Origin of the sequence: Rudaea sp. 3F27F6, assembly GCF_005503555.1 — a bacterium.
Taxonomy (GTDB): domain Bacteria; phylum Pseudomonadota; class Gammaproteobacteria; order Xanthomonadales; family Rhodanobacteraceae; genus Rudaea.
Map to the genome: position 1 here is coordinate 1 of NZ_SCNG01000009.1, position 24,576 is coordinate 24,576.

The following is a 24,576-nucleotide window of genomic DNA, read 5'->3' on the forward strand; positions in this document are numbered from 1 at the left end:
GGGCTTGGGAGGGGTTGGGGGATTGTCGGGTGGTCAGATGCCGCGCGCTTGTACGCGAAGCGCCTTCCTTTTGCAGAAACTCACTCCGCACGCAGGCCCGCGGCGGCGAACTGGATCAGGTGATCGGCGGTGAGGTCGCGATGTTCTTCGGCGCTGACGCCGCGGCGCTTGATCGTGCCGAAATCGGCCATCGCGAAAGTCAGTGCGCCGGTGATGATGTCCATGCGCCAGTACAGTTCCTGCTTGTCAAGATTCGGCAGCAAGGTACTGAGCGCATTGGCGAAATCGCGCAGCACATGACCGTAGTTGTCATGCAGGAAGGCGCGCAGGCGCTCGTTCTGCTCGGCGTAAGTGCGCGCGAGGATACGCACGAAGGCGGTGCCGCCTTTTTCGTTGCTCGACACGGCCAGCGCCGGGCGAATCCAGGCGTCGAGCACGTCTTCGAGACGAGTCGATGGTTTGGCGAGCGCGGCCTGCAGTGCCTGGATGCGGTCGGCATTGAGTTTGTCGAGACGCAGGCGCAGCACTTCGTTGATCAGGTTTTCCTTCGAGCCGAAGTGGTAGTTGACCGCAGCGAGATTGACCTGCGCGGACGACGTGACCTGACGCAGCGAGGCGCCGGCGAAGCCGTGACTGGCGAACAGTTCCTCGGCGGCGTCGAGGATGCGTTGCTTGGTCGAGAAGAGTTCCGAACTCATGGTGCTTCGCCTCCCGCAAGTTTTTGTCGGTGCGCTAGTGCGGCTCGGAGGCCGTCAAGCGTCAAACGTTTGTTTGAATTCTAGGCATTCGCCGTTCGGGGGTCAATCGGTGCGCAAATCGGCAGTTGGAGCGAACTGAGAACGGCTTTGCAGTCGCGAAAATACCGGCAACTTGTCACCAAGGTACTTAAATTGTTCCTCGCAATCCTATAGAATCTACACGCCTTTTTCGGCAGCTAGCCTAGGGCTTGCCGCAGTGTCCGGTTCGGCGGTGGGGAAGACCGCGAACCGCTTCACTTGACCTTTTAACCCACAACATCGGAGTCAGCAGCAATGGCGCTGGAGCGCACCCTTTCCATTATTAAGCCCGACGCGGTCGCCAAGAACGTGATTGGCGAGATTTATTCGCGTTTCGAAAAGGCCGGCCTCAAGATCGTCGCCGCCAAGTACAAGCAGTTGTCGCGCGCCGAGGCCGAAGGCTTCTACGCGGTGCACAAGGAGCGTCCGTTCTTCGCCGCTCTGGTCGAGTTCATGATTTCGGGCCCGGTGATGATCCAGGCGCTCGAAGGCGAAGGCGCGATCCTCAAGAACCGCGACCTGATGGGTGCGACCGATCCGAAGAAGGCTGCGCCGGGCACGATCCGCGCCGACTTCGCGCAGTCGATCGATGCGAATGCGGTGCACGGTTCCGATGCGCCGGAAACGGCCGCGGCGGAAATCGCGTATTTCTTCTCGGGCACCGAGATCGCGTCGCGCTGAGCGATTGCAACGAGCCGTACCGTGACGACCACTAAAGCCAATCTGTTCGACTACGACCGTCAAGGGTTGCGCGACCTGTTCGCGCAACTCGGCGAGAAGCCGTATCGGGCCGAGCAGGTAATGAAGTGGATCTATCATCGCCACGTCACCGATTTCGCGCAGATGACCGACGTCGGCAAGGCGCTGCGCGACAAACTCGAAGCGGCATGCGAAATCGTGCCGCCGAAAGTGCTGTTCGAGAAGCAGGCTGCCGACGCGACGTACAAGTGGCTGCTCGGCATGGACGGCGGCAATGCGATCGAAGCGGTGTTCATCCCCGAAGCGACGCGCGGCACGCTGTGCGTGTCCTCGCAAGTCGGCTGCGGGCTGAACTGCCAGTTCTGCTCGACTGCGACCCAGGGCTTCAACCGCAATCTCGCCACAAGCGAGATCATCGGCCAGGCCTGGACTGCTGCCAAGCATCTCGGCAACGTGCCGCATCATCAGCGCAAGCTCACCAACATCGTCATGATGGGCATGGGCGAGCCGCTGCTCAATTTCGACAACGTCGTGCGCGCGATGAGTGTCATGCGCGACGACCTCGGTCTCGGCCTCGCCAACAAGCGCGTCACCCTGTCGACCGCCGGCCTCGTGCCGATGATCGACAAGCTCGGCGAGGTTGCCGACGTCTCGCTCGCGGTGTCCCTGCATGCCCCGAACGACGAACTGCGCACGGAGATCGTGCCGCTCAACAAGAAATATCCGATCGCCGAATTGCTCGCCGCGTGCCAGCGCTATGCCGCCCGCCGCCCGCGCACGACGATCACGTTCGAGTACACCATGCTCAAGGACGTCAACGACAAGCCCGAGCATGCGCGCCAGCTGGTCAAGCTGATGCGCCAGCTGCCGGGCAAGGTCAACCTGATTCCGTTCAACACCTTCGCCGGCACGCGTTTCGAGCGTTCCGAAGAGGCGACGATCCGCAACTTCCAGAAAATCCTGCTCGACTCCGACGTGCTGACGATGGTGCGCCGCACGCGCGGCGACGACATCGACGCGGCCTGCGGCCAGTTGAAAGGGCAGGTGCTCGACCGCACGCGGCGCAGCGCCGAATTCCAGCGCAGCATCGAGGCCGGAGCGAAGCATGCGGCCTGAACGTTCGCGCGCGCGGCTTCCGCTGTCCGCGCTCGCGGTCGTCGTGATATGCGTCATCTCCGCCTGCAGCCGCAACAGCGAAGGCATACGCCCGATCTCGGTCGAAGGTCAGGGCTCGACCCTGAAGTCGCAGGACACGCCGGCGGACAAAGCGCGCCCGTTCGTGCAGCTTGGTCAGAAGTACATGGAACTCGGCAAGCTCGAGCTAGCCCAGGAAAATCTGCTCAAGGCGCTCAAGTACGATCCGAAGAGCATCGATGCGCATACCCTGCTCGCGACGCTGTACGACCGCGTCGGCGAGAGCGGACAGGCCCTGCAGCACTACCGCGAAGCCGCCTTGCTCGCGCCGAAGGCCGGCGCCGAGAACAACAACTACGGCATGTACCTGTGCAAGGTCGGCCAGTACGCCGAATCGCGCAAGTATTTCGACGTTGCCTTCGCCGACGGCTTCTACGGCGGCAAGGCCGCGACCTACACCAACGCCGGCACCTGCGAACTGCTCGGCAAGGGCTCGCTCGATCGCGCCGAAGCGGATTTCCGCAATGCGCTCGCGCTCGAACCGAGCAACGGCCAGGCCCTGTTCCAGCTCGCCAACGTGCTTTACCTCAAGAACGACTTCTTCAAGGCGCGCGCCTTTGTCCAGCGCTACGACGCCTTAGGCCAGCCCAGCCCCGACGCCCTGCTGCTGGCCCGCAATATCGAAATCAAGTTGGGACACGCCGACGCCGCGCGCGATTATGCGCAGCGTTTGCGGGACCAGTTCCCAGATTCGGAACAGGCTCGCGCCCTACAATCCACGCCGTCTTCGTGAATGTCATGAGCCACAGCGATAATTCATCAGCAAACGCACCCAAAGCAGAAAAGCATCGCGAGCAGAATGCCGCGGGGGCGATGTCCGAATCTCAGGGGATCGAACAGATGGCTTTTTTCGAAACTGCGCCCGCGCTCGCCGCGGACTCCGCGGACGTGTCGGCCCCGCTTGCCGATGACGTGACCGAAACCGCTGCGTCGGCGACGCAGGAACCCGCCGAATCGTCCGCGCAGACCGCGCTGTTCCCCGAGTCGCTCGCCCAGCGCCTCGTCGCCGCGCGCGATGCGCGCGGCTGGAGCCGCGATCAAGTCGCCGCCAAGCTGCACCTGCCGCTGCACATCGTGCAATGGATCGAGACTGAGCAGTACGACCGGGTCGGTCAGGGCGTTTACCTGCGCGGCTATCTGAACAACTATGCGCGCCTCGTCGGCGTCCCGGTCGACGCGGTCGATCAGGTGTTGCGCGCCAAGGCGCCGCCGCCGCCCGAGCTGGTCGCGACCGGACGCATCTCGCATTCGCGCTATCTGGTCGAGCGCTACTCCGGCTCGGCGCTCTATCTCGTACTGACCGGAGTCATCTTCGTACCGCTCGTGATGTTCGCGATGAACATGGGCGGCAACGTCAGCTCGCGCCTGACCCCGCTCGATGCACCCGCTCCAGCGCTCGCCTCGGCGGACACCGACGCGAACGGTTCGCTGTCCACGGCATCGACTGCGGCGTCCTCGGTCAATTCCGCGGACGCGCAGCCCGCGACGCCCGCAGCGACGCCGACGCCGCATTCCGATTCGCCGCTGATGGCCTCGTTCACGATGGTGCCGACCCTGCCTGCGGCGGCCGATCAGGCCAAGCAGACTGCGACGGCGGCATCGATCGGCCAGCTTCGCCTGAGATTGGCCGAAGCAAGCTGGGTCGAGATCGTCGATGCCGACGGCAAGCGTCTGGAATTCTCGACTCTGCCTGCCGGCACGGTGAAGGAGTACCCGGCGGAGAAGTCGCTGACCATCCTGCTCGGCAACACCGGCGGGGCCAAAGTCGAAGTCGACGGCCAGACCCAGGACATCACGCCGTACAACCGCGGCAACGTCGCGCGCTTCAAGCTCGGCGCCGGCAGCAAGTCGATCGGCTCGGCGGCTTCCGAGTCGCACAACGGCTGATTTCCTGATTTTCACCGCCCCCTGAACGGCGCCGCTCGCGCAGGCGCATAGAGGGGCGGTTCCTGATACCCTACGCGTCCTCGCGCGCGCCGGCCCGATGTGGCCGGCGCGGCGCACACGGCAACTTTTGCAAAGGTAATCCGCAGCATGGCTTTCGACGTCTTGGACGAACACGAACAGGGTGAACTCGTCCGCAAGTGGGTACGTGAGAATTGGCTGTCGATCGCGATCGGCATCGGTCTCGGCCTGGTTCTTCTGGTCGGCTGGCAGCAGTGGCGTAACCATCGCGCCAACCACAGCATGGAAGCCGCCGTGCAGTACGAAGCACTCAATGCCGACATGACCAAGAAGGACTACGACGCGGTCAAGGCGATCGCGGCCAAGCTCAAGTCCGACTATGCCGATACGCCGTACGCCGTGTTCGCCGCCATGCGCGAAGCGGACGTTGCCACTCAGCGCGGCGACAGTGAAGGCGCGTATGCCTCGCTCGACTGGGCCTGGCAGCACGCCGGCGTCGATGCTTTGAAGGGCGCCGTCGGAGTCAATCTCGTACGCGTGCAGCTTGCGCGCGGCAAGGCGCAGGAAGCGCTCGATCTGATCGACAAGCTGCCGAAGGGCGGCTTCGACGCGGCGGCAACCGAATTGCGCGGCGACGCGCTCGCCGCACTCGGACGCAAGGACGAAGCGCGCACGGCCTATGCCGCCGCGCTCCTCAAGCTCGACCCGGGCGCACAGAACCGCAGCTTCGTCGAAATGAAAATGTCCGATCTCGGCGCCGCCAGCAAGGCGGAGACGCCGGCCAAGGCCGAAGCGGAGAAGAAGAACTCATGAGCGCGATCCTCAATGCATCGCGCCTGCGCGGCGCAAGTCTCGTCCTGCTCGCCGTCGCGATGAGCGGCTGCGGCACGATCAAAGGCTGGTTCAGCGACACCAAGAAAGAAAACATCGAGCCGCCGACTCCGCTTGCGGAAAACTTTACGCCGGCCATTTCGGTGCAGAAGGTGTGGAGCGAGCGTATCGGCAAGGGTGCGGAAAAAACCGGCGCGCGCATGCGCCCGGCCTATGCCGACGGCAAGCTCTATGCGGCAAGCACGACCGGCACGATAACGGCTTATGACGCCGCGACCGGCAAGACCCTGTGGAGTAAGCAGCTCGGCAGCCGCCGCGGCTTCCTGATCCATCGCGGACCGAACTCGGTGCGCTGGGCCGGCGGCCCGAGCGTCGAGGGCGACATCGTCGTCGTCGGCACGCTCGAAGGCACGGTGCAGGCGTTCGCGGCCGGCGACGGCACCGAACGCTGGACCGCGCAGTTGTCGTCCGAAGTCATCGCTGCGCCTGCGATCGGTGGCGGCATGGTCTACGTGCGCACCAACGACGGCCACATCGTCGGCCTCGACCGCGCCGACGGCACGCGCAAGTGGATCTACGACCGCTCGACGGTGCCGCTGCTGACCCTGCGCGGCAACAGCGCGCCCGTGTTCGCCGATGGCGTGGTCTACTCGGGTGAGGACAACGGCAAAGTGATCGCGCTGCGCTCGAGCGATGGCGCATTGCTCTGGGAACAGGTGCTTTCGCCCGGCGAAGGCCGCACCGAAATCGATCGTCTGCAGGACGTCGACGGCCAGATCTCCGTCGTCGACAACATCGTTTACGCCTCCGGCTACAAAGGCCAGACCGGGGCGCTGATCGCGCAGACCGGCCGGCCGATCTGGACCCATGAAGTCGCCAGCTACAGCGGCGTGGCGCTGTCGGCGAGCCAGATCTATCTGTCCGACTCGGACGCCAATGTCTACGCGCTCGACCTGCGCAACGGCAGCTCGCAGTGGAAGCAGGATGCGCTCAAGTATCGCTGGCTCGGCGAGCCGGCGGTGCAGGGTGACGCCGTTGTCGTCGGCGACCTCGAAGGCTGGGTGCACTGGCTGTCGATCAGCGACGGCAAGCTCCTGGCGCGCGAGCGCATCTCCAAGGCGCCGATCCAGTCCGCGCCGGTGGTGGTGGGCGACATGGTCTATGTCGAGACGATCTACGGCGACATCGCCGCGTATCGCGTCGGCAAGTAAGTCTAAGGAAGAGTTTTTGCCACGGATTACACGAATAGCACGGATAGAGCGAAATCAAGAATAATCTTGCTTTACCCGCGTTCATCCGTGTAATCCGTGGTTGAACGGTTTTTGGGATAAAGATGCTCCCCGTAGTCGCGCTAGTAGGCCGTCCCAACGTCGGCAAATCCACACTGTTCAACGTGCTCACGCGCACGCGGGACGCGCTCGTCCACGATCTGCCCGGGCTGACTCGCGACCGTCACTACGGCTTCTGCCGCCTCGGTGCGCGTGAGTTCGTCATCGTCGACACCGGCGGCCTGTCCGGCGAAAAGGACGGCATCGACGCGCTGACCGCGCGCCAGGCCGAACTCGCGATCGATGAGGCCGACGTCGTCGCCCTCGTCGTCGATGCGCGCGACGGCGTGCTGCCGCAGGACCGCAACATCCTCAAGCTGCTGCGCAAGCAGGACAAACCGCTGATCCTGATCGTCAACAAGGTTGACGGCGTTGACGAAGGCAATACGCGCAGCGAGTTCGCGCCGCTCGGTTTCGCCGAGCCGGTGTTGACCTCGTCGGCGCACAGCCGTGGCGTGCCTGAACTGCTCGGCGTGATCGAAGCGCATCTGCCTCAGGTCGATCCCGACGCACTCGATGCGGGCGATCCGGTCGACGAAGGCATTCGCGTCGCCATCGTCGGCCGCCCGAACGTCGGCAAGTCCACCCTGGTCAATCGCCTGCTTGGCGAAGACCGCGTCGTCGTCTCGGACATCGCCGGCACCACGCGCGACTCGATCCGCGTGCCGCTCGAACGCGACGGCAAGCGCTATACCTTGATCGATACGGCCGGCGTGCGTCGCCGCGCGCGCGTCGAAGAAGCGGTAGAAAAATTCTCCGTCATCAAAACCCTGCAATCGATCGCCGCCGCGCACGTCGCGGTGCTGATGCTTGACGCCAAGGAGGGCGTGTCCGAGCAGGACGCGACCCTGATCGGCCATGTGATCGACGAAGGCCGCGCGCTGGTCGTGGCGGCGAACAAGTGGGACGGCCTTTCGACCTACGAGCGCGAGCAATGCCGCTCCTCGCTCGAGCGCCGGCTCGATTTCGTGCCGTTCGTCAAACCCGTCTTCATCTCCGGCCTGCACGGCTCGGGGCTCGCCGAGCTGATGCGCGCGATCGTGCGTGCGCACCGTTCGGCGACGCGCGAATTCGGTTCGTCCGAGCTGACCAAGGCTTTGGAGCAGGCCTACGAGGGTTATCAGCCGCCGCTCGTGCGCGGCCATGCGCCCAAGCTGCGCTTCGCCCATCCCGGCGGCACCAATCCGCCGACGATCGTCATTCACGGCAGCCGCACTAAGCACATCGCCGAAAGCTATCAGCGCTATCTGGAAAATTTTTTCCGCAAGCGCTTCAAGCTCGAAGGCACGCCGATCCGCATTGCGTTCAAAGAGAGCGTCAATCCGTATGCGGGGCGCAAGAACAAGTTGACCGAAGGACAGGTACGCAAGCGGCGGCGCATGATCCGCAATGCGAAGCAGAGCTGACATCACCGCAGCGATCCTGGCCGGAGGGGAAGGGCGCCGCGTCGGCGGCAACGACAAAGGCCTGCTCGAACTTGCCGGAAGGCCGCTGGTCGCGCATGTCGCCGCCGCGCTGCACGGCCAAGCCGGTTCGATCTTCGTTTGCGCGAACCGCCATGCGCATGAATACGCGCACTTCGGCACCGTGATCGCTGACACGCAGCCAGGCTTTCAGGGGCCGCTGGCCGGTATTGCCGCCGCACTCGAACGCTGCCAAACGGATTGGATGCTGACTGTACCCGTCGACGCGCCGAATCCGCCTCGCGATCTTACCGAACGCCTGCTTGCCGCAGCGGATGCGGCGCAGGCCGACGCCGCGGTCGCGCATGACGGCATGCGACGCCAGCCTTTGTTCGCGCTTTACCGCACTCGTCTCATCAAAGATGCGGCAGAGGTGCTCGCTGTGGACCCGTCGGTGCACGGCTGGCAGGATCTGATCGGCGCAGTCGAAGTGGATTTTTCCGACCGCGCGTCGTCGTTCGCGAATCTCAATACACTGGACGAGCTGCGCGAGTGGGAGAAACACCATGCAGGCTGAATCACCCGCGTTTCAGACCGGCTTGAGCCTCGCCGAAGCGCAGGCGCGTATTGTGCAAATTGCGGCAAATTATACTTTGCCGAGCGAGCCGGTGGCGCTCGAATCCGCGCTCGGACGGATCCTCGCCGAAGACGTCAATGCGCCGTTCGACGTGCCCGGCTTTGCAAACTCGGCGATGGATGGCTATGCGCTGCGCGCTGCCGATCTCGAACCGGATGCAGAGACGAAGCTGCGCCTCGTCGGCACCATCCTTGCCGGCGGCTCCGACGTACCACACGTCAATCGCGGCACCTGCGTGCGCATCACGACCGGTGCGCCGCTGCCGCAGGGCGCGGACACGGTAGTGATGAAGGAAAACACGCGCGCCGAAGGCGATGTGATTGCGATCGCACCGGGGACGCAGCCTGGTGCCAATCTGCGCCCGGCCGGCGAGGATTACCGCGCAGGCGACCGCGCTTTGGCTTCCGGTGCCGTGCTCGGGCCCGCGCAGATCGGCGTGCTTGCCTCGTTCGGTCTCACCCATGTCGCCGTGGCGCGCAAACCGCGCGTCGTGCTGCTGACCACGGGCGACGAGCTGGTGCCGCCTGGCCGGCCGCTGGCCTACGGCCGCGTCCACGATTCCAATCGCTACAGTCTCGGCGCGCTGCTCGAGCAGCACGGCGCCGATCTGATCCGTCACGAGCGCCTTCGCGACGATCCACCCGCGCTGCGCGATGCGCTCGTGCGCGCCGGCGGCGAAGCCGATCTCGTCGTCACCAGCGGCGGCGTCTCCGCCGGCGAAGCGGACTATCTGCCAACGCTACTCGCCGAAGTCGGCGACGTGCATTTGTGGAAAGTGCGGATCAAGCCCGGCATGCCATTCTTGTTCGGCCGTGCAGGCAGGGCACTCGTGTTCTCGCTGCCGGGTAATCCGGTATCGGGCATTGCGACGTTTCTCGCCTTCGTTCGGCCTGCGCTCGATGCGCTGACGCGCCGCGCCGGCCGCGGCCCTGGCGTCTACGCGCGGTTGACGCAACCCGTGCACAAGACGCATAGCAGAACCGAATTTCTGCGCGCTGCGTTGGTCTGCGATGCGTCCGGAACGCTGCATGCCACGCCGCTGGCGAAGCAGGGCTCGGGGCAATTGCGTGGCGTCGCCGAAGCCGACGCGCTTATCGTCCTGCCCGAGGCGGCGCAGGAGTATGCCGCCGGGACGATCGTGGAGGCGTTGCCGTTGCCCGGCTGGACTTGAAGCGACCGACCTCAGGCGCATATCGCAACAATGACCGAGCACATCGACGAAATCGCGCCGCATGAGGCGCTTGCGCGGCAAGCGGACGGCGCCCTGCTGATCGACGTGCGCGAGGACGACGAGCGCGCAGGTGGCATGCCGGCCGGCGCGGTTGGCATTCCGCTCGCGCAGGTCGCGGCGCGCATCGCCGCGGTCGAACCGCATCGCGATCGCGAAATCCTCGCCATCTGCGCGAGCGGCAAGCGCTCGCTGCGCGCCGTGCAGACTTTGCGCGAGCTCGGCTATGGTCGGCTCGCGTCGGTCACCGGCGGTTTTTTGCGCTGGAACATGGACGGCCTGCCGCTCGCCGACGGCGGTCTCGGCGCTGACGCGCTGGAGCGTTACTCGCGCCATCTGCTGTTGCCTGAAGTCGGTGCCGCAGGGCAGGTCAGGTTGGCGAAGTCACGCATCGCCCTGATCGGCGCGGGCGGGCTCGGCTCGCCTGCGGCGTTCTATCTTGCGGCGGCGGGCGTCGGCCGCCTGACCCTGATCGACGACGATCATGTCGACAAGTCCAATCTGCAGCGCCAGATCCTGCACACCGATGCGCGCATCGGCATGGCCAAGACCGAGTCCGCGCGCATCGCGCTGGCCGCATTGAATCCCGCAGTCGAGCTGCGCACGCACGAAACGCGTCTGACTGCGGAAAACGTCGAAGACCTGATCCGCGGCCACGACGTCGTGATCGACGGCGCAGACAATTTCCCGACGCGTTATCTGCTCAGCGCAGCTTGCCGGCAACTGAAGATCCCGCTCGTCTACGCGGCAGTACATCGCTTTACCGGTCAAGTCAGCGTCTTCGACGCGCGCGCCGCCGGCTCGCCGTGTTATCGCTGCCTGTTCCCCGAGCCGCCCGCGGCGGTGGACGCGCCGAACTGCGCCGAAGCCGGCGTGCTAGGCGTGCTGCCGGGCATGATGGGTATGCTGCAGGCGACTGAGGCGATCAAGCTGGTCCTCGGTCTCGGTGCACCGCTAGTCGGACGTTTGCTCTGCTACGACGCGCTCGCTGCGACGTTCCGCGAATTGCGTCTGCCGCGCGATCCACACTGTCCCGGCTGCGGCGAGCAGGCGGTTTTCGGCGGCTACGCAGACATCGCGCAGATTTGCGCATCGGCATAGAGCCGGCCGCGCGGTGTTCCGCTCAGGCGGCGGTTCTGCGCGCGGCCGGTGCGGTGATCGAATAGACGGCCGCGTCGAGCGGCTTGCCGTGCGCGGTCAGGCGTCCGCTTGCCAGCCCTTCGTAGCGTGCGCCGGTTTTTTCGGCGACGCGCCGGCTCGGCCGATTGGCTGCGCCGCAGACGATCTCGATGCGCGTCAGCTTGAGCAACTCGAAGGCGTAGCCGACGGCGAGGCGCGCCGCCTGTGTGCCGACGCCGCGCCCCTGGTACGACTGGCGAATCCAGTAACCGAGATTGGCCGATTGGGTCTCGATATCGATCCGGTTCAAGCCGACGCCGCCGAGATAGTCGCCGCTGGTCGCATCGACGATGGCGAAAGCGAACTGCTCGGCCTTGCCCCAGGTATCCGTCGCATGCGCGATCCACGCCTCGGCCTCGGCATTGCCGTAGGCCTTGTTGCACCAGTCGAGCCAGGTGCCGACCGTCGCGATCGATTCCTGCACCGATTCGACGATGCCCGCCGCGTCGCCGGCCTGATATTTGCGGATCGAGATGCCGTTGGTCTCGCGCTCGGTCGGCAGCATGCCCACGTCGATGTCTTGCATATCAGTGCGCCTCGTTCTGTGCACGCTCGAAGGCGGCGATCTGTTCGGCGCTGGCCGGCTTCTGGTGCTTGGCTTTCCATTGCTCGAACGACTCGCCGTAGATGCGCTCGCGCGCCGCTTCCTTACTCATCTCGATGTCCTGCGCGGCTGCGGCTTCACGGTACCAGTCGGCGAGACAGTTGCGGCAGAAGCCGGCGAGGATCATCAGATCGATGTTCTGCACATCCGGGCGTTTCTCGTTGAGATGCTGCAACAGGCGGCGAAACGTCGCGGCCTCGAGTTCGACGGTATTCATGTTCTTGCGTTGACTGGACACGGCCGGGCAATCATACAAGGATCGACGCGCGGCGCACGGGCGTTGTGCGACGGAGATCACCACTATGGTGAAGACGAATCTGCGACCGCGTGGACAGTAAAGCTCGAAATCGCGGTATCGCGCCATTAAACTAGGCGACCCTCCGAAACCGAGTCTGCGGCGTGCCGGAAATTTCTGCGCTCGACATCGAGTTGTCCCCCCAGCGTTTCGACGCGACCACGCCGTTCCAGCTCTCCGTTCCGTTCGACGTCACTGCGCCGGTCGTGTTCGACGTCGACGTGTCCGTCGATTTCTTCGACAGGAACGGTGAACGTGCGGGCCGCTCGCAGATGCGCGCTGAAGGCTGGCATATCTGGTGGCTGCCGCGCGGCAAGTACACCGCGCATGCGCTCGCGCCGGCGCTCGATCTCGCACCAGGCCGCTACCGTGCGCAAGTAGCGCTGTGGGCCAAGGTCGACGATGTCGATACGCGCATCGCGGGTGCCGAGCTGCACTTCGAAATCGCCGCCGGTGCGGGCGGGGGACCGACGCTTTCGTGGCAGTTGCGCAGCCGTGACGGCGCGGTCGATATCGCCCAGTTGCCGTGGCGACGCGGCGACGACTGGATCTACAAGCATTTCGACCATGCCGCGCTGACCACGACCGACTACCTGCTTGGCAATTCGCCGTTGCTCAAGGGCCGCGTGCTCGACGTCGGCTGCGGCGACGGCATCACTGATCTCGGCATCGCCCTGCGCAAGCGCCCCGCGGAAATGGTCGGCATCGATCCGTTCGGCAGCTTCGCGCGTCTGCCCGAAGTTTTGCAGCAGGCGCAGTTGCCGGCCGACTGCGTGCCGTCGAATCTGCGTTTCCTGCCGGCGAGCGCGAACGAGATCCCGTTCGCTGACAATTATTTCGACGTGGTCGTGTCCTGGGGCTCGCTCGAACACATTGCCGGCGGCTATGCCAAGGCGTTCTCCGAAATCCGCCGCGTGCTGCGGCCGGGCGGATTGCTGATGGTGCATCCGGGCTTGTTCTATTCCGACATCGGCAATCACCTCAACGAATTCCGCTTCGCGAAGGAAGAGCCTTACGTACACCTCAAGCGTTCGCGCGAGTGGCTGCGCGAGCAGGTGCTGAAGGGCGAAGTGGAGCGCATGGACCGCGCCGGCAGTGACGCCACGCCAGAGGAATACTGGCGCTTCTTCACCGAGCTCAATCCGATCACGGTCGATGCGTTCGAGAAAGAACTGCGCGGCCTCGATTTCGAGCCCTGGCGCGTCGCCCTGCGCACGCACGAGCGCGTCGACTACACGCCCGAACTGCAGCCGTATTCCTTCGTCGATCTCGCCGTCGGCGAACTCTACATTTCCGCCTACAACCGCAAGGCCGCCTGAACCCGATGAGCGCAAAGATACTCGACGGCAAACGCATCGCCGACCGCCTGCTCGACGATCTGCGCAACGAGGTCGGCGAACGCCGCGCGCACGGCCTGAGCGTGCCGGGCATCGCCGTGGTCCTGGTCGGCGGCGATCCCGCTTCGAGCGTGTACGTGCGCAACAAGCGCCGCGCCTGCGCGCATGCGGGCTTTCACTCGCGCGACTTTGATCTGCCGGACACGACCACCCAAGCTGACCTCGTCGCCCTGATCGACCGGCTCAACGCCGATCCGCAGATTCACGGCATCCTCGTGCAGTTGCCGCTGCCGGCGCAGATCGACGCGAACGCGATCGTCAACCGCATCGATCCGCGCAAGGACGTGGACGGCTTTCATCCCGAAAACATCGGCAGGCTGACCTTGCGCCAGCGCGGCCTGCGTCCGTGCACCTCGAAGGGCGTGATGACCCTGCTCGCCAACACGGACCGCCCGGTGCGCGGGCAGAACGCGGTCGTCGTCGGTGTGTCGAACCACGTCGGCCGGCCGCTGGCGCTCGAACTGTTGCTGGCCGGATGCACGACCACGACCTGTCACAAATTCACCCGTGACCTGCCGGCGGTGATCGCCTCTGCCGATATTGTCGCCGTCGCCGTCGGCCGACCTGGTTTGGTCAAGGGCGAATGGATCCGCCCGGGCGCGGTGGTGATCGATGTCGGCATCAATCGCCTCGCCGACGGCAGCCTCGTCGGCGATGTCGAATTCGCCGCGGCGGCGCAGCGCGCCTCGTGGATCACGCCGGTGCCCGGCGGCGTCGGGCCGATGACCGTGGCGACCCTGATGCAGAACACCCTCGAGGCCGCGCGGGCCTGGGACTCCACAGGCAACTGAATCGCGGATAACGCGGCCGCCCCGTGCAAGTTTGGGGTAACGCGGGTGCGTTAAAATTCCCTCCGACCCCCGGTTTGCCCTTTTGGAAATGCCCAATCCGTTTTTCCGCCTTCGCTTTGCCTTGTTGTTGTGTACCTGCCTGCTTTCCGCCTGCGGCGGCATCGTGCGCAAGGCATCGCAGCAGTTCAGCGACTCGCTCACCACAGCCGTGCTCGATCAGGACGATCCCGAGATCGTGCGCGATGGCCTGCCGTCCTATCTGCTGCTGATCGACAGCCGCATCGCCGCGAATCCGCTCGATGCGGATACGCTGCTCTCCGGCGCGAAACTCTACGGTGCGTACGCCGGCGCGTTCGTCGAGGACCCCGAACGCGCGCAGCGTCTCGCCGGCCGTGCTTACGGCTACGCCCATCGCGCGCTCTGCCTGCGCGAAAAGCCGCTGTGCGACTCGCTCGACGCGCCGTTCGAGAAATTCGACGCGGCGCTGAAGCAGGCTGACGCGAAGGACATCGCGACGCTGTACGGATTCGCTGCCGCATGGGCCGGCAAGATCCAGGTCAACGCGGGCGATTGGAACGCGATCGCCGACCTGCCGAAGCTGCAGGCTCTGCTGCTGCGCTGCTACGGCATCGATCCCAATTACGACAGCGGCGGCGCGGCGCTCTACCTCGGCGTGGTCAACTCGATCCGTCCGGCCTCGCTCGGCGGCAAGCCAGAAGAGGGCAAGAAGTGGTTCGACAAAGCGCTTGAATTGTCCGCCGGCAAGAACCAGATGGTGCGTGTGCTTTACGCGCAGTTCTATGCGCGGCTCGTGTTCGACCAGACACTGCATGACAAACTGCTCAACGAAGTCCTCGCGGCCGATCCGGTCGCGCCGCGGCTGACGCTGATCAACACGTTGGCGAAGAAGAAGGCGAAAGCCTTGTTGGCATCGGGCAAGGACTTCTTCTGAAGCCCGCCCCGTGATTTTCGGAGAAGTACGCAAATGAAGAAAGCAGCATTCTTGGCATCGATCCTCTCTCTCGCCTGCATCGGCGCGAATGCCGCGACGATCAAGATCGCCACGGTCGCACCGGATGGCACGGTATGGATGAAGGAAATGCGCGCCGCCGCCGAAGCGGTGAAGGCGAAGACGTCCGACCGCGTCGAGATCAAGTTCTATCCGGGCGGGGTGATGGGCGACGACGCCACCGTGCTACGCAAGATCAAGATCGGCCAGCTGCAGGGCGCCGCGTTCACCGGCGGCGAATCGGCGCAGATCACCGGCGACGGCAATGTCTACAGTCTGCCGTTCCAGTTCCGCACGCAGGATGAAGTCGACAAGGTGCGCGCGAAGGTCGATCCGTTGCTCAAGGCGAGCTTCGAAAAGGCCGGCTTCGTCGTTCCCGGCATCACCGGCGGCGGCTTCGCTTATCTGATGAGCGTGAAGGACATCAAGAACAAGGACGATCTCAAGTCGGCGAAAGTCTGGGTGCCGCAGGGCGACCACGTTTCCGAAGTCGCGTTCAAGGAAGCCGGCGTGACGCCGATTTCGCTGCCGCTTGCCGACGTCTACACGAGTCTGCAGACCGGGCTGATCGATACCGCGGCGAATACGACGTCGGGCGCGATCGCGTTCCAGTGGCACACCAAGGTCAAGCACATGCTCGACGTGCCGCTCGAATATGTCGTCGGCCTGCTTGTGATCGACAAGAAGGTCTACGATGCGTTGAGCGCGGACGACAAGAAGGTGGTCGACGGCGAGATCGGTGCCGCATTCGCCCATCTCGACGCGAGCACGCGCGTGGACAACACGCAGGCGCGCGATGCGCTGCAGAAGCAGGGTGTCGGCATCACCTCGACCAGCGCCGACGAGCGCAAGGCCTGGGAAGCGATCGGCGTCGCCGCACGCAAGGATCTGTCCGGCACCGGCGGCATCTCGCCCGAGCTGGCCGCCGCGGTCAACAAGGCACTCGACGAAGCACGCAAGTGACGATGTCGGCCCGCGCGCGCAGAGCGCGAGCGGTACGCCGAATCTCGTTCCGGCATGGAGTGCCGGGATCCAGACTGCATCGACGCTGGAGTATCGCAAACCTTGTCATCCCTGAAGTCTGGACCCCGGCATTCCGCGCCGGGGTGACGAGCAAATGATGAAAGCAATCACCTGGCTGCACCGCATCGAGAATGGTGTCCTGACCGTTCTCGTACTGATTCTCGTCGCGCTCGCCGGCGCGCAGATCGTGATGCGCAATGTATTCGGCGGCGGGCTGCCCTGGGCCGATCCGTTCCTGCGCACGCTGGTGGTGTGGACGGCGATCCTCGGCGCGCTCGCCGCGGTGCGCGACGACAAGCACATCGCCGTCGACGTGCTGCAGCGGTTTCTGCCCGAAGGCGTGCGCCGCCTTGCACGCGTCGTCACGATGCTGTTCGCCGCGGCGGTCTGTGCGGCGATGGGCTGGTACGGTGCGACGATGGTCGGCATCGACTGGGGCGGCGCGGTATCGGATTTCGGCGTACCCAACTGGGCGCTCGAAAGCATCCTGCCGTTCGGCTTCGGCCTGATGGCCTTGCGCTTCGTCCTGCGTGCATTCGCGCCGCCGGCGTCGCATGAGCCGGCCCTGCTGCACGATCCGGGCACGGTCGTGCCGGAGTCGACGAAACCATGATCTGGCTGATCGCCGGCGCTCTGGTCCTGCTCGCGGCGCTCGGTGCGCCGCTGTTCGTGTTGCTCGCGGCGATCGCGCTGTTCGGTTTCAGCGCGTCGGGCCAGCCCGGCACCGCGGTCGCGATCGAGTTCTACCGCCTCGCCGAGATGCCGGCGCTGATCGCGATCCCGCTGTTCACCTTGGCTGGCTATCTACTCGCCGAAAGTCAGGCGCCGCGGCGCCTCGTGCGCCTGACCAATGCGATGTTCGGCTGGCTGCCGGGCGGCCTCGCCATCGTTTCGATCTGTGCCTGCGCATTCTTCACCGCGTTCACCGGAGCGACCGGCGTCACCCTGGTCGCGCTCGGTGCTGTGCTCTATCCGGCGCTGCGCCAGTCGCACTATGGCGAACGTTTTTCTCTCGGCCTGCTCACGTCGTCCGGCAGCCTCGGCCTGTTGCTGGTGCCGTCGATGCCGCTGATTCTCTACGGCGTCGTTGCACAGCAGTTCCATACCACGCCGCCGGTCGCGATCGACGCCTTGTTCAAGGCGGGATTGTTGCCGAGCCTGCTGATGATCGTCGTGCTATCGCTGTACAGCGTCTGGCACGCGCGCGGGCTGCCGCGTCCGCCGAAGCCGCCGCCGGGCGAACTCTGGGCCGCGGTCAAGGATGCCGGCTGGGAGTTGCCGTTGCCGGTCCTGGTGCTCGCGGGCGTGTTCTCGGGCAAGCTTGCGCCGTCGGAAGCCGCTGCGGCGACGGCGCTGTACGTGCTGATCGTCACTGTGTTGATCCGCCGCGAGATCAAATTCGCCGAGCTGCCGCGCGTGATCCGCGAAGCGATGCTCCTGGTCGGCGCGATTCTCATCGTGCTCGGTTTTTCTCTCGCGCTGACCAATTGGCTGATCGATGCCGACGTGCCCGAGCAACTGTTCGGCTGGCTGCAGGCCGGCATCACGAGCAAGCTTGGCTTCCTGCTTGTGCTCAACGCGTTCCTGCTCGTGTTCGGCATGCTGCTCGAAGGTTTTCCGGCGATCATCATCCTCGTGCCGCTCGTGCTGCCGATCGCGATGCACTATGGCGTCGATCCGGTGCACCTCGGCATCATCTTCCTCGCCAATCTGCAGATCGGCATCTTCCTGCCCCCGGCCGGCATGAACATCTTTATCGCTGCGGCGCGCTTCAACCGGCCCGCGACGACGATCATCCGCGCCTGCCTGCCGTTCTACGTGCTGCTGATGCTCTGCGTCCTGATCGTGACCTACGTGCCGGAACTCTCGCTCGCGCTGGCGCGCTAGCGAGATTTTGATGGTTCAGCCGCTAATGCGCGGCTGAAGGTGCCGGCGGCGCTTTCGATTCGGCCGGCTTCGGCGCGAAGGAATCGATCAGCAGATCGATATAGTTTTCCTTGGCGGTGCCGCGATCGATGCGCTCGAGGGTGATGCCGTCCATGATCTGTTTCCAGTCGTCGGGCTTCGGTCCGACCCAGCGCGACTGATCGCCGGCGAGCACGATGCTCGCCTGCTGATTGCCGAAGTAGACGTCGACCTCGCTGCGCCGGTCGCTGCGCGCGTGGGCGACGAAATGGGCCGGCTGCGGCGGCATGCTCAGGAACGTGCCCTGACCCGCGCTGCGGCAGGCGCGATCGCCGATCAACTCGTCGATCGACGGGGTAACGTCGACCTGCTGGAACTTGCCGGCGACGGCGCCTCGGGCGATCGGCAACTGTGTTGCGACGACGAACGGCGTGCGCGCGAGCGCGCTGTCGCCGAAGTGGCGGAACTCGGCGGCGGATAGCGGCGTCATGCTGCGGTGGTCGCCGGAGATCATCAGCACGCCGTTGCGAAAGAAGTCGCGCTTGGCGAGTTCGTCGTAGAGCATGCCGATCTGCTTGTCGGCGTAAGTGAACGCGCCCGCCTCGTCGAAGCTCTCGTTCTCCGGATTGACGAACGGCGGATGAGTCGACACGGTCAGCATAAAAGCGAGCCACGGCGTGGAATCGTTTTGCCGGGCATCGAGCCATTGCAGGAAGCGCTGATACAGCGCCTTGTCTTCGGCAGCCTTGAAGTGGCGGCGTTTCCAACCGTTGTAGAACGGCTGCTCGGCGCCCTCCCAGGAATCGAAGCCGAGTTCCTTGAGCCACTTCGACTTGTTCAGAAATCCAAGGTCGCCCGTGGTGAAGAAATGCGCGGTGTAGCCGTGCGCATGCACGATTTCGGGCAGCGCGCCCTTGGGGCTCTCGAAACCGGAGAACGCCTCCGCGCTCTCGTAACGGCCGAGAATCGGGATCGGTGGCTTGCCCGTGATCAGCGCGATGAGGCCGCCGTCGGTGGTGAAGCCGTTCGCGATGAAATCGGGAAAGTACGCATTCTCGCGCGCAATCGCGTCGAGATGCGGGGTGTAGTCGTTGACTTGACCGAACAGCTTGCTGTGATAAGTCGACAGCGATTCGACCGCGATGACGATGATGTTCGGACGCAGCGCGCGGCCTGCCTCGCAGACCGGGGCGAGCGGTTTGTATTCCTTGCGCAGCGCTTCGGTGTAAGCCGCGCTGTAACGGCGGTCGACACTGTCCTCGAGATTCGCCACAATGAAGTTCTGCAGCAGCGGAAAATTGATGTACTTCATCGTCATCGGCTGCCACAGCCCGACGAGAAAGAACGCCGCCGCCGCAACGAAACAGGCGAGGGCGAGCTGCGGCCGGCGCGGGCGCGGCAGGATAGCGACGATGAGAATAAGCAGTCCCGCGACCATGCCGATCGCCATCCACTTGCCCGTGTTCGAGGCGATCAGCACGTTGCCGAATCTGCCGATCGCATCGAGCTCCTTGCCGAATTTGACGATGTCGAGCAGATAGAGGTGTTGGACCAGGGTCTTGAGTAGGATCGCGTCCACCGCGTAGGCAAGCAGGAGCAGGGCGCTCAGCAGCACCCATGGCAGTTGCAACAGATAACGCGCGCTCAACAGGGACAACCCGGTTAACGCCAGCAGCAGGGCGAGAATGCTCGCGTCCTGCTGGATCGCCGTCGCGCCCATGCACCAAGGGCAATCGGCGAGGCCGGTGGTGATGCCGACGAGGACGAAGCCGCGCAGAGCGAACAGCACGAGCAGGAGGGCAATCATTAGCGCCGCGCCGATCAGGCCGTGGCGTCGTGAATCTTTCGCGGTAGTGAAGCGCAGCGGGGAAGTCTTGGGCATCGATTCGCTAATGAAAGAAGCGCACGGCGTGGAAAACTAAAAACAGCATGCGCGATCGTGGGCAATTCCGTATAATAGCGGGTTTACCGGCCTGGGCTCCCCCTCATACCCATGCGCATTCTCACCGAAGCTCTTACCTTCGACGACGTTTCGCTCGTTCCCGCCTACTCGAACGTGCTGCCGCGCGACGTCTCCCTGGCGACCCGCCTGACCAAGAACATCCAGCTCAATATCCCGATCCTCTCGGCCGCGATGGACACCGTGACCGAAGCGCGGCTGGCGATCACGATGGCCCAATGCGGCGGCATCGGCATCATCCACAAGAACATGTCGATCGATCAGCAGGCCGCCGAAGTGCGCTTAGTGAAGAAGTTCGAAGCCGGCGTGATCCGCGATCCGATCACGGTCACCTCGACGACCTCGATTCGCGACGTGATGCGCATCGTGCGCGCGAACAATATTTCCGGCGTGCCCGTGGTCGACGGCGACAAGCTCGTCGGCATCGTCACCAGCCGCGACCTGCGCTTCGAGAAGGAATTCGACGACCCGGTCAAGAACATCATGACCAAGCAGGACAAGCTCGTCACCGTCCAGGAAGGTGCAAGCGAAGACGAAGTGCTGCGCCTGCTACACAAGCACCGCATTGAGAAGGTGCTGGTGATCAACGGCAACTTCCAGTTGCGCGGCCTGATCACGGTCAAGGATATCCAGAAGGCTCACGACAACCCGAACGCGGCCAAGGACCAGCACGAGCGCCTGCGCGTCGGTGCGGCGGTCGGCACGGGCGGCGATACCGAGGAGCGCATCGGCGCCCTCGTCGATGCCGGCGTCGACGTCGTCATCGTCGACACCGCGCACGGTCATTCGCAGGGCGTGCTTGACCGCGTCAGTTGGGTCAAGAAGAACTTCCCGCAGATGCAGGTCATCGGCGGCAACATCGTCACCGGCGACGCGGCCAAGGCGCTGGTCGATGCCGGCGCGGACGCGGTCAAGGTCGGCGTCGGCCCCGGCTCGATCTGCACCACGCGCGTCGTTGCTGGCGTCGGCGTGCCGCAGATCTCGGCCGTGGCGATGGTCGCCGAGGCGATCAAGGACAGCGGCGCCTGCCTGATAGCCGACGGCGGCATCCGTTATTCGGGCGACATCGCCAAGGCACTGACCGCCGGCGCGAACTGCGTGATGATCGGCGGAATGTTCGCCGGTACCGAGGAAGCACCTGGAGAAGTCGAGCTTTATCAAGGACGTAGCTACAAGAGTTACCGTGGAATGGGATCTCTCGGCGCGATGCAGAAAGGCTCCAAGGATCGCTACTTCCAGGACGAAGCCGATCCGGACAAACTCGTTCCCGAAGGCATCGAAGGCCGCGTTCCGTATCGTGGCCCGCTGCGCAGCATCATCCATCAGCTTTCCGGTGGCCTGCGCTCGGCGATGGGTTACGTCGGCTGCGCCACGGTCGACGAGATGCGCACCAAGCCGCAGTTCGTGCGCATCACCAGCGCGGGCGTGCGCGAGTCGCACGTGCACGACGTGACGATTACGAAAGAAGCGCCGAATTACCGCATGGATTAGGACGGCATTTGCATTGAGTTCGATGTCCTCACCCGCTCGCGAGTACTTCCGTACGGCGTTCCGGTGGCAGCGCGGTCGGCAGCGCTCGGGATACGACAAGATGCTCCTGCTGCAGTCGCTGTGGCCGTTGCCGTTCGATGTCTACGTACTGCGGTTCCCCGAAGGTGCGGAGATTCCGCCGCATACCGACCCGGTGGCGATCGGACGTCACTACCGCTGCAACATCGTGGTGAAACGCGCCAAGGAAGGCGGTGAATTTGTCTGCAAGGCACCGATTTTCGCCACGAGCCGCATCAAGATTTTCCGCCCCGATGCCTGCGAGCATAGTGTCACGCGCGTCGTGCGCGGATCGCGATATGTGCTGAGCATCGGCTGGGTTCGCCGGAAACCCGCCAACACCTGAGCCCGCCAGCGCATGACGACCAATATCCACACCGACAAAATCCTTATCCTCGACTTCGGCGCGCAGTACACGCAGCTGATTGCACGGCGCATCCGCGAAATCGGCGTCTACTGCGAGATCTGGGCTTGGGACCACGACCCGGCCGAGATCGCCAAGTTCGGCGCCAAGGGCATCATTCTTTCCGGCGGCCCCGAATCGACGACCCTGGCCGGTGCACCGACGGCGCCGCAGCAAGTATTCGATTCCGGCCTGCCCATCCTCGGCATCTGTTACGGCATGCAGACTTTGGCCGCGCAGCTCGGTGGCGCGACCGAAGCGGCCGACGCGCGCGAGTTCGGCCATGCGCAGGTCGATGTGATTGCCAAAGACGCGCTGCTCGACGGTCTCAGCGATCATGCGGGCAAGCCCAAGCTCGATGTATGGATGAGCCACGGTGACCATGTCGCCAAGGCGCCGCCCGGATTCATGATCACGGCGCTGACCGATCGCATCCCGGTCGCGGCGATGGCGAACGAGGCCAAGCGCTGGTACGGCGTCCAGTTCCATCCCGAAGTGACGCATACCAAGCAGGGTATGGCTCTGCTGCGCCGCTTCGTCGTCGATATCTGTGGCTGCGCAATGCTGTGGACCGCGGCGAACATCATCGACGATCAGATCGCGCGCGTGCGCGCACAAGTCGGCAGCGATGAAGTCATCCTTGGCCTCTCCGGCGGCGTCGATTCCTCCGTCGTCGCCGCGCTGCTGCATCGCGCGATCGGCAAGCAACTGACCTGCGTTTTCGTCGACACCGGCCTGCTGCGCTGGCAGGAAGGCGACCAGGTGATGGCGACCTTCGCCGAGCATCTCGGCGTCAAAGTGATCCGCGTCAATGCGGCCGACCGTTACTTCGCCAAACTGAAAGGCGTCAGCGACCCCGAGGCCAAGCGCAAGATCATCGGCAATCTCTTCGTCGAGATCTTCGACGAAGAATCGCAAAAGTTGAGCAATGCGAAGTGGCTGGCGCAGGGGACCATCTACCCCGACGTGATCGAATCGGCCGGCAGCAAGACCGGCAAGGCGCACGTCATCAAGAGCCATCACAACGTCGGCGGTCTGCCTGAAGACATGAAGCTCGGCCTGATCGAGCCGCTGCGCGAACTGTTCAAAGACGAAGTGCGTCGGCTTGGTGTCGAACTCGGCCTGCCGCGCGAAATGGTCTACCGCCATCCGTTCCCCGGTCCGGGCCTCGGTGTGCGCGTGCTCGGCGAAGTGAAGCCCGAGTACGTCGAACTGCTTCAGCGCGCCGATGCGATCTTCATCGAAGAACTGCGCAAGGCCGATCTCTACGACCAAGTTAGCCAGGCCTTCGCCGTCTTCCTCCCGGTCAAGTCGGTCGGCGTCGTCGGCGACGCGCGTGCCTACGAATGGGTCGTCAGCCTGCGCGCCGTAGAAACCATCGACTTTATGACCGCGCATTGGGCACACCTGCCGTACGATTTTCTCGGCAGAGCTTCCAACCGAATTATCAATGAATTACGCGGTATTTCTCGCGTAGTTTACGATATCAGCGGCAAGCCACCAGCGACGATTGAGTGGGAGTGATTCGACGTCTGGCACCGGCTGAGCTGCATCGCCCAAACCGGTCCAATCTGAGAGTGAGTTTTCCGGCAAGCTAAGCCCCCAAGGGGCAGGAGATTGCCGTGAAGAAGAAGCGTTTTGCCGTGGAACAGATCGTGGGGCGGTGGCCGACCTCACACGCCAGGTGGGGATTTCGGAACAGACCTTTTATCGCTGGAAGCGGCTGTATGGTGGTCTACAGCCCGACCAAGTCCGAAAGCTGAAGCAGTTGCAGGAAGAGAACGCGCGGCTGAAGAAACTGGTGGCGGAGTTGAGTTTAGACAAGGCCATTCTCCAGGATGTCGCTTCAAAAAAATGGCACGGCCCGCGTTGAAGCGAGTGGCCGTGGCCTACACGATATCGCACCACGGCATCAACCAACGGCGGGTCTGTCGACTTTTGCGTCAGCATCGCAGCGCGCAAGCTTACGTGTCCTGCAGAGATCCACGAACGGCATTACGACGACGAATGCACGAGATCGCCAAGACGCGTGTTCGCTACGGCTAGCGTCGCCTGCAAGTACTGTTGCGCCGCGAGGGTTGGCAGGCAGGCAAGCATTTGATCTATCGGCTGTACTCTGAGGAGTCGTTGCAACTGCGCAGCAAAACACCTTGCCGTCGGAAGATGGTCGTGGCCAGACGCGAACGTTATATCGCCAAGCGACAGAACCAAGCGTGGTCAATGGGCTTCGTCTCGGACCAACTTGTCAACGGACAACGGATACGTGCTTTGACCGTGGTTGATGTGTTCACGCGAGAGGCGCTCGCCATCACCGTGGGCCGGAGCTTGCGTGCGGATCACGTCGTCGAGGTGTGCAATCGCTTGGTGGCAAAGTCGTAGCGACTCAGCAACCGTGCGCCTGTCTGAAGTGTTGGCCGGCCTGACCGATGCAGAGTTGGTGAACTGGCCTGGCAAACTATCA

Annotated in this window: 23 protein-coding genes and 1 pseudogene; 20 read left to right on the top strand and 4 right to left on the bottom strand. The window is 64.2% G+C overall.

All coding sequences use genetic code 11. The annotated features are described in order from the left end of the window. Positions 1-80 precede the first annotated feature (80 nt). On the bottom strand, positions 81-698 hold the full coding sequence (locus FFS30_RS22995; RefSeq protein WP_137915551.1) for a TetR/AcrR family transcriptional regulator: 618 nt from the start codon (positions 696-698) through the stop codon (positions 81-83). A 333-nt stretch (positions 699-1,031) separates the two neighbouring features. On the opposite strand from FFS30_RS22995, the gene ndk reads away from it, so the two are divergent. The 10 genes from ndk to moeB all read left to right on the top strand — a co-directional run bounded on the left by ndk (position 1,032) and on the right by moeB (position 11,102). After that, the gene (gene ndk, locus FFS30_RS23000) at positions 1,032-1,457 is read left to right on the top strand and encodes a nucleoside-diphosphate kinase (protein ID WP_137915552.1); all 426 of its coding nucleotides are present in this window, start codon (positions 1,032-1,034) and stop codon (positions 1,455-1,457) included. Between the two features lie 21 nt (positions 1,458-1,478). Continuing rightward, positions 1,479-2,591 carry a 23S rRNA (adenine(2503)-C(2))-methyltransferase RlmN gene (gene rlmN / locus FFS30_RS23005; RefSeq protein WP_137915553.1) on the top strand — a complete coding sequence of 371 codons (1,113 nt, stop codon included), beginning with the start codon at positions 1,479-1,481 and terminating at the stop codon, positions 2,589-2,591. Next, positions 2,581-3,402: a type IV pilus biogenesis/stability protein PilW gene (pilW, locus tag FFS30_RS23010; protein WP_137915554.1), complete on the top strand. Its 822-nt coding sequence runs from the start codon at positions 2,581-2,583 to the stop codon at positions 3,400-3,402. Before rlmN ends, pilW begins: the two co-directional genes overlap by 11 nt. A gap of 107 nt (positions 3,403-3,509) precedes the next feature. After that, positions 3,510-4,556, top strand: coding sequence for a helix-turn-helix domain-containing protein (locus FFS30_RS23015; protein ID WP_171014821.1), 1,047 nt, complete (start codon positions 3,510-3,512; stop codon positions 4,554-4,556). A 147-nt stretch (positions 4,557-4,703) separates the two neighbouring features. Next, positions 4,704-5,387 carry a tetratricopeptide repeat protein gene (locus tag FFS30_RS23020; protein WP_137915556.1) on the top strand — a complete coding sequence of 228 codons (684 nt, stop codon included), beginning with the start codon at positions 4,704-4,706 and terminating at the stop codon, positions 5,385-5,387. Further along, positions 5,384-6,616 (top strand): outer membrane protein assembly factor BamB, encoded by a 1,233-nt coding sequence (gene bamB, locus FFS30_RS23025; protein ID WP_137915557.1) that lies wholly within the window; start codon positions 5,384-5,386, stop codon positions 6,614-6,616. Before FFS30_RS23020 ends, bamB begins: the two co-directional genes overlap by 4 nt. Before the next feature lie 122 nt (positions 6,617-6,738). Then, entirely contained in the window at positions 6,739-8,139 is a 1,401-nt protein-coding gene (der, locus tag FFS30_RS23030; RefSeq protein ID WP_137915558.1) for a ribosome biogenesis GTPase Der, read from the top strand. Beyond that, entirely contained in the window at positions 8,123-8,713 is a 591-nt protein-coding gene (gene mobA, locus FFS30_RS23035) for a molybdenum cofactor guanylyltransferase MobA (protein WP_137915559.1), read from the top strand. The genes der and mobA overlap by 17 nt, the downstream gene beginning before the upstream one ends. Then, entirely contained in the window at positions 8,703-9,944 is a 1,242-nt protein-coding gene (gene glp, locus FFS30_RS23040; RefSeq protein WP_137915560.1) for a gephyrin-like molybdotransferase Glp, read from the top strand. Before mobA ends, glp begins: the two co-directional genes overlap by 11 nt. A 30-nt stretch (positions 9,945-9,974) precedes the next feature. Further along, on the top strand, positions 9,975-11,102 hold the full coding sequence (gene moeB, locus FFS30_RS23045; RefSeq protein WP_137915561.1) for a molybdopterin-synthase adenylyltransferase MoeB: 1,128 nt from the start codon (positions 9,975-9,977) through the stop codon (positions 11,100-11,102). Between the two features lie 22 nt (positions 11,103-11,124). Here moeB and FFS30_RS23050 read toward each other — a convergent pair whose 3' ends face one another. Together FFS30_RS23050 and FFS30_RS23055 are read right to left on the bottom strand one after the other, a co-directional pair. Continuing rightward, positions 11,125-11,706 carry a GNAT family N-acetyltransferase gene (locus FFS30_RS23050; protein ID WP_137915562.1) on the bottom strand — a complete coding sequence of 194 codons (582 nt, stop codon included), beginning with the start codon at positions 11,704-11,706 and terminating at the stop codon, positions 11,125-11,127. Position 11,707: 1 nt separating this feature from the next. Beyond that, complete coding sequence (locus FFS30_RS23055) at positions 11,708-12,001, bottom strand: DUF1244 domain-containing protein (RefSeq protein WP_137915563.1); 294 nt, start codon at positions 11,999-12,001, stop codon at positions 11,708-11,710. A gap of 182 nt (positions 12,002-12,183) precedes the next feature. Between FFS30_RS23055 and FFS30_RS23060 the strand changes: the two genes are divergently transcribed. The 6 genes from FFS30_RS23060 to FFS30_RS23085 all read left to right on the top strand — a co-directional run bounded on the left by FFS30_RS23060 (position 12,184) and on the right by FFS30_RS23085 (position 18,186). Then, positions 12,184-13,398, top strand: coding sequence for a class I SAM-dependent methyltransferase (locus FFS30_RS23060; protein ID WP_137915564.1), 1,215 nt, complete (start codon positions 12,184-12,186; stop codon positions 13,396-13,398). Positions 13,399-13,403: 5 nt separating this feature from the next. Then, positions 13,404-14,267 (top strand): bifunctional methylenetetrahydrofolate dehydrogenase/methenyltetrahydrofolate cyclohydrolase FolD, encoded by an 864-nt coding sequence (folD, locus tag FFS30_RS23065; protein WP_137915565.1) that lies wholly within the window; start codon positions 13,404-13,406, stop codon positions 14,265-14,267. 88 nt (positions 14,268-14,355) lie between these two features. Next, the gene (locus FFS30_RS23070) at positions 14,356-15,219 is read left to right on the top strand and encodes a TRAP transporter TatT component family protein (protein ID WP_137915566.1); all 864 of its coding nucleotides are present in this window, start codon (positions 14,356-14,358) and stop codon (positions 15,217-15,219) included. 33 nt (positions 15,220-15,252) lie between these two features. Then, positions 15,253-16,239 (top strand): TRAP transporter substrate-binding protein DctP, encoded by a 987-nt coding sequence (gene dctP / locus FFS30_RS23075; RefSeq protein WP_137915567.1) that lies wholly within the window; start codon positions 15,253-15,255, stop codon positions 16,237-16,239. A gap of 157 nt (positions 16,240-16,396) precedes the next feature. Further along, positions 16,397-16,912, top strand: a complete 516-nt coding sequence (locus tag FFS30_RS23080; protein WP_171014822.1) for a TRAP transporter small permease — start codon at positions 16,397-16,399, stop codon at positions 16,910-16,912. Then, on the top strand, positions 16,909-18,186 hold the full coding sequence (locus FFS30_RS23085; protein ID WP_137915569.1) for a TRAP transporter large permease: 1,278 nt from the start codon (positions 16,909-16,911) through the stop codon (positions 18,184-18,186). Before FFS30_RS23080 ends, FFS30_RS23085 begins: the two co-directional genes overlap by 4 nt. A gap of 22 nt (positions 18,187-18,208) precedes the next feature. Here the strand turns inward: FFS30_RS23085 and FFS30_RS23090 are convergent, their stop codons facing one another. Further along, positions 18,209-20,086 (bottom strand): LTA synthase family protein, encoded by a 1,878-nt coding sequence (locus FFS30_RS23090; protein WP_137915570.1) that lies wholly within the window; start codon positions 20,084-20,086, stop codon positions 18,209-18,211. 111 nt (positions 20,087-20,197) lie between these two features. Between FFS30_RS23090 and guaB the strand changes: the two genes are divergently transcribed. From guaB to FFS30_RS24385, 4 genes and pseudogenes are all read left to right on the top strand, one after another. Then, on the top strand, positions 20,198-21,655 hold the full coding sequence (guaB, locus tag FFS30_RS23095) for an IMP dehydrogenase (protein ID WP_137915571.1): 1,458 nt from the start codon (positions 20,198-20,200) through the stop codon (positions 21,653-21,655). A 22-nt stretch (positions 21,656-21,677) separates the two neighbouring features. Beyond that, positions 21,678-22,058, top strand: a complete 381-nt coding sequence (locus FFS30_RS23100) for a 2OG-Fe(II) oxygenase (RefSeq protein WP_137915572.1) — start codon at positions 21,678-21,680, stop codon at positions 22,056-22,058. 12 nt (positions 22,059-22,070) lie between these two features. Further along, entirely contained in the window at positions 22,071-23,639 is a 1,569-nt protein-coding gene (gene guaA / locus FFS30_RS23105; protein ID WP_137915573.1) for a glutamine-hydrolyzing GMP synthase, read from the top strand. Between the two features lie 98 nt (positions 23,640-23,737). Next, positions 23,738-24,488, top strand: a pseudogene (locus FFS30_RS24385) (transposase); the annotation flags it as partial. Between the last annotated feature and the right edge of the window lie 88 nt (positions 24,489-24,576).

Excerpts from the sequence above, each read along its gene's own strand:
- pilW (WP_137915554.1), top strand. The coding sequence starts at position 2,581 with ATGCGGCCTGAACGTTCGCGCGCGCGGCTTCCGCTGTCCGCGCTCGCG.
- FFS30_RS22995 (WP_137915551.1), bottom strand. The coding sequence starts at position 698 with ATGAGTTCGGAACTCTTCTCGACCAAGCAACGCATCCTCGACGCCGCC.
- dctP (WP_137915567.1), top strand. The coding sequence starts at position 15,253 with ATGAAGAAAGCAGCATTCTTGGCATCGATCCTCTCTCTCGCCTGCATC.
- mobA (WP_137915559.1), top strand. The coding sequence starts at position 8,123 with ATGCGAAGCAGAGCTGACATCACCGCAGCGATCCTGGCCGGAGGGGAA.
- FFS30_RS23100 (WP_137915572.1), top strand. The coding sequence starts at position 21,678 with ATGTCCTCACCCGCTCGCGAGTACTTCCGTACGGCGTTCCGGTGGCAG.
- ndk (WP_137915552.1), top strand. The coding sequence starts at position 1,032 with ATGGCGCTGGAGCGCACCCTTTCCATTATTAAGCCCGACGCGGTCGCC.
- FFS30_RS23070 (WP_137915566.1), top strand. The coding sequence starts at position 14,356 with ATGCCCAATCCGTTTTTCCGCCTTCGCTTTGCCTTGTTGTTGTGTACC.
- guaA (WP_137915573.1), top strand. The coding sequence starts at position 22,071 with ATGACGACCAATATCCACACCGACAAAATCCTTATCCTCGACTTCGGC.
- bamB (WP_137915557.1), top strand. The coding sequence starts at position 5,384 with ATGAGCGCGATCCTCAATGCATCGCGCCTGCGCGGCGCAAGTCTCGTC.
- folD (WP_137915565.1), top strand. The coding sequence starts at position 13,404 with ATGAGCGCAAAGATACTCGACGGCAAACGCATCGCCGACCGCCTGCTC.
- FFS30_RS23015 (WP_171014821.1), top strand. The coding sequence starts at position 3,510 with ATGGCTTTTTTCGAAACTGCGCCCGCGCTCGCCGCGGACTCCGCGGAC.
- glp (WP_137915560.1), top strand. The coding sequence starts at position 8,703 with ATGCAGGCTGAATCACCCGCGTTTCAGACCGGCTTGAGCCTCGCCGAA.
- FFS30_RS23080 (WP_171014822.1), top strand. The coding sequence starts at position 16,397 with ATGAAAGCAATCACCTGGCTGCACCGCATCGAGAATGGTGTCCTGACC.
- der (WP_137915558.1), top strand. The coding sequence starts at position 6,739 with ATGCTCCCCGTAGTCGCGCTAGTAGGCCGTCCCAACGTCGGCAAATCC.
- guaB (WP_137915571.1), top strand. The coding sequence starts at position 20,198 with ATGCGCATTCTCACCGAAGCTCTTACCTTCGACGACGTTTCGCTCGTT.
- moeB (WP_137915561.1), top strand. The coding sequence starts at position 9,975 with ATGACCGAGCACATCGACGAAATCGCGCCGCATGAGGCGCTTGCGCGG.
- FFS30_RS23090 (WP_137915570.1), bottom strand. The coding sequence starts at position 20,086 with ATGCCCAAGACTTCCCCGCTGCGCTTCACTACCGCGAAAGATTCACGA.
- FFS30_RS23020 (WP_137915556.1), top strand. The coding sequence starts at position 4,704 with ATGGCTTTCGACGTCTTGGACGAACACGAACAGGGTGAACTCGTCCGC.
- FFS30_RS23050 (WP_137915562.1), bottom strand. The coding sequence starts at position 11,706 with ATGCAAGACATCGACGTGGGCATGCTGCCGACCGAGCGCGAGACCAAC.
- FFS30_RS23055 (WP_137915563.1), bottom strand. The coding sequence starts at position 12,001 with ATGAATACCGTCGAACTCGAGGCCGCGACGTTTCGCCGCCTGTTGCAG.
- FFS30_RS23085 (WP_137915569.1), top strand. The coding sequence starts at position 16,909 with ATGATCTGGCTGATCGCCGGCGCTCTGGTCCTGCTCGCGGCGCTCGGT.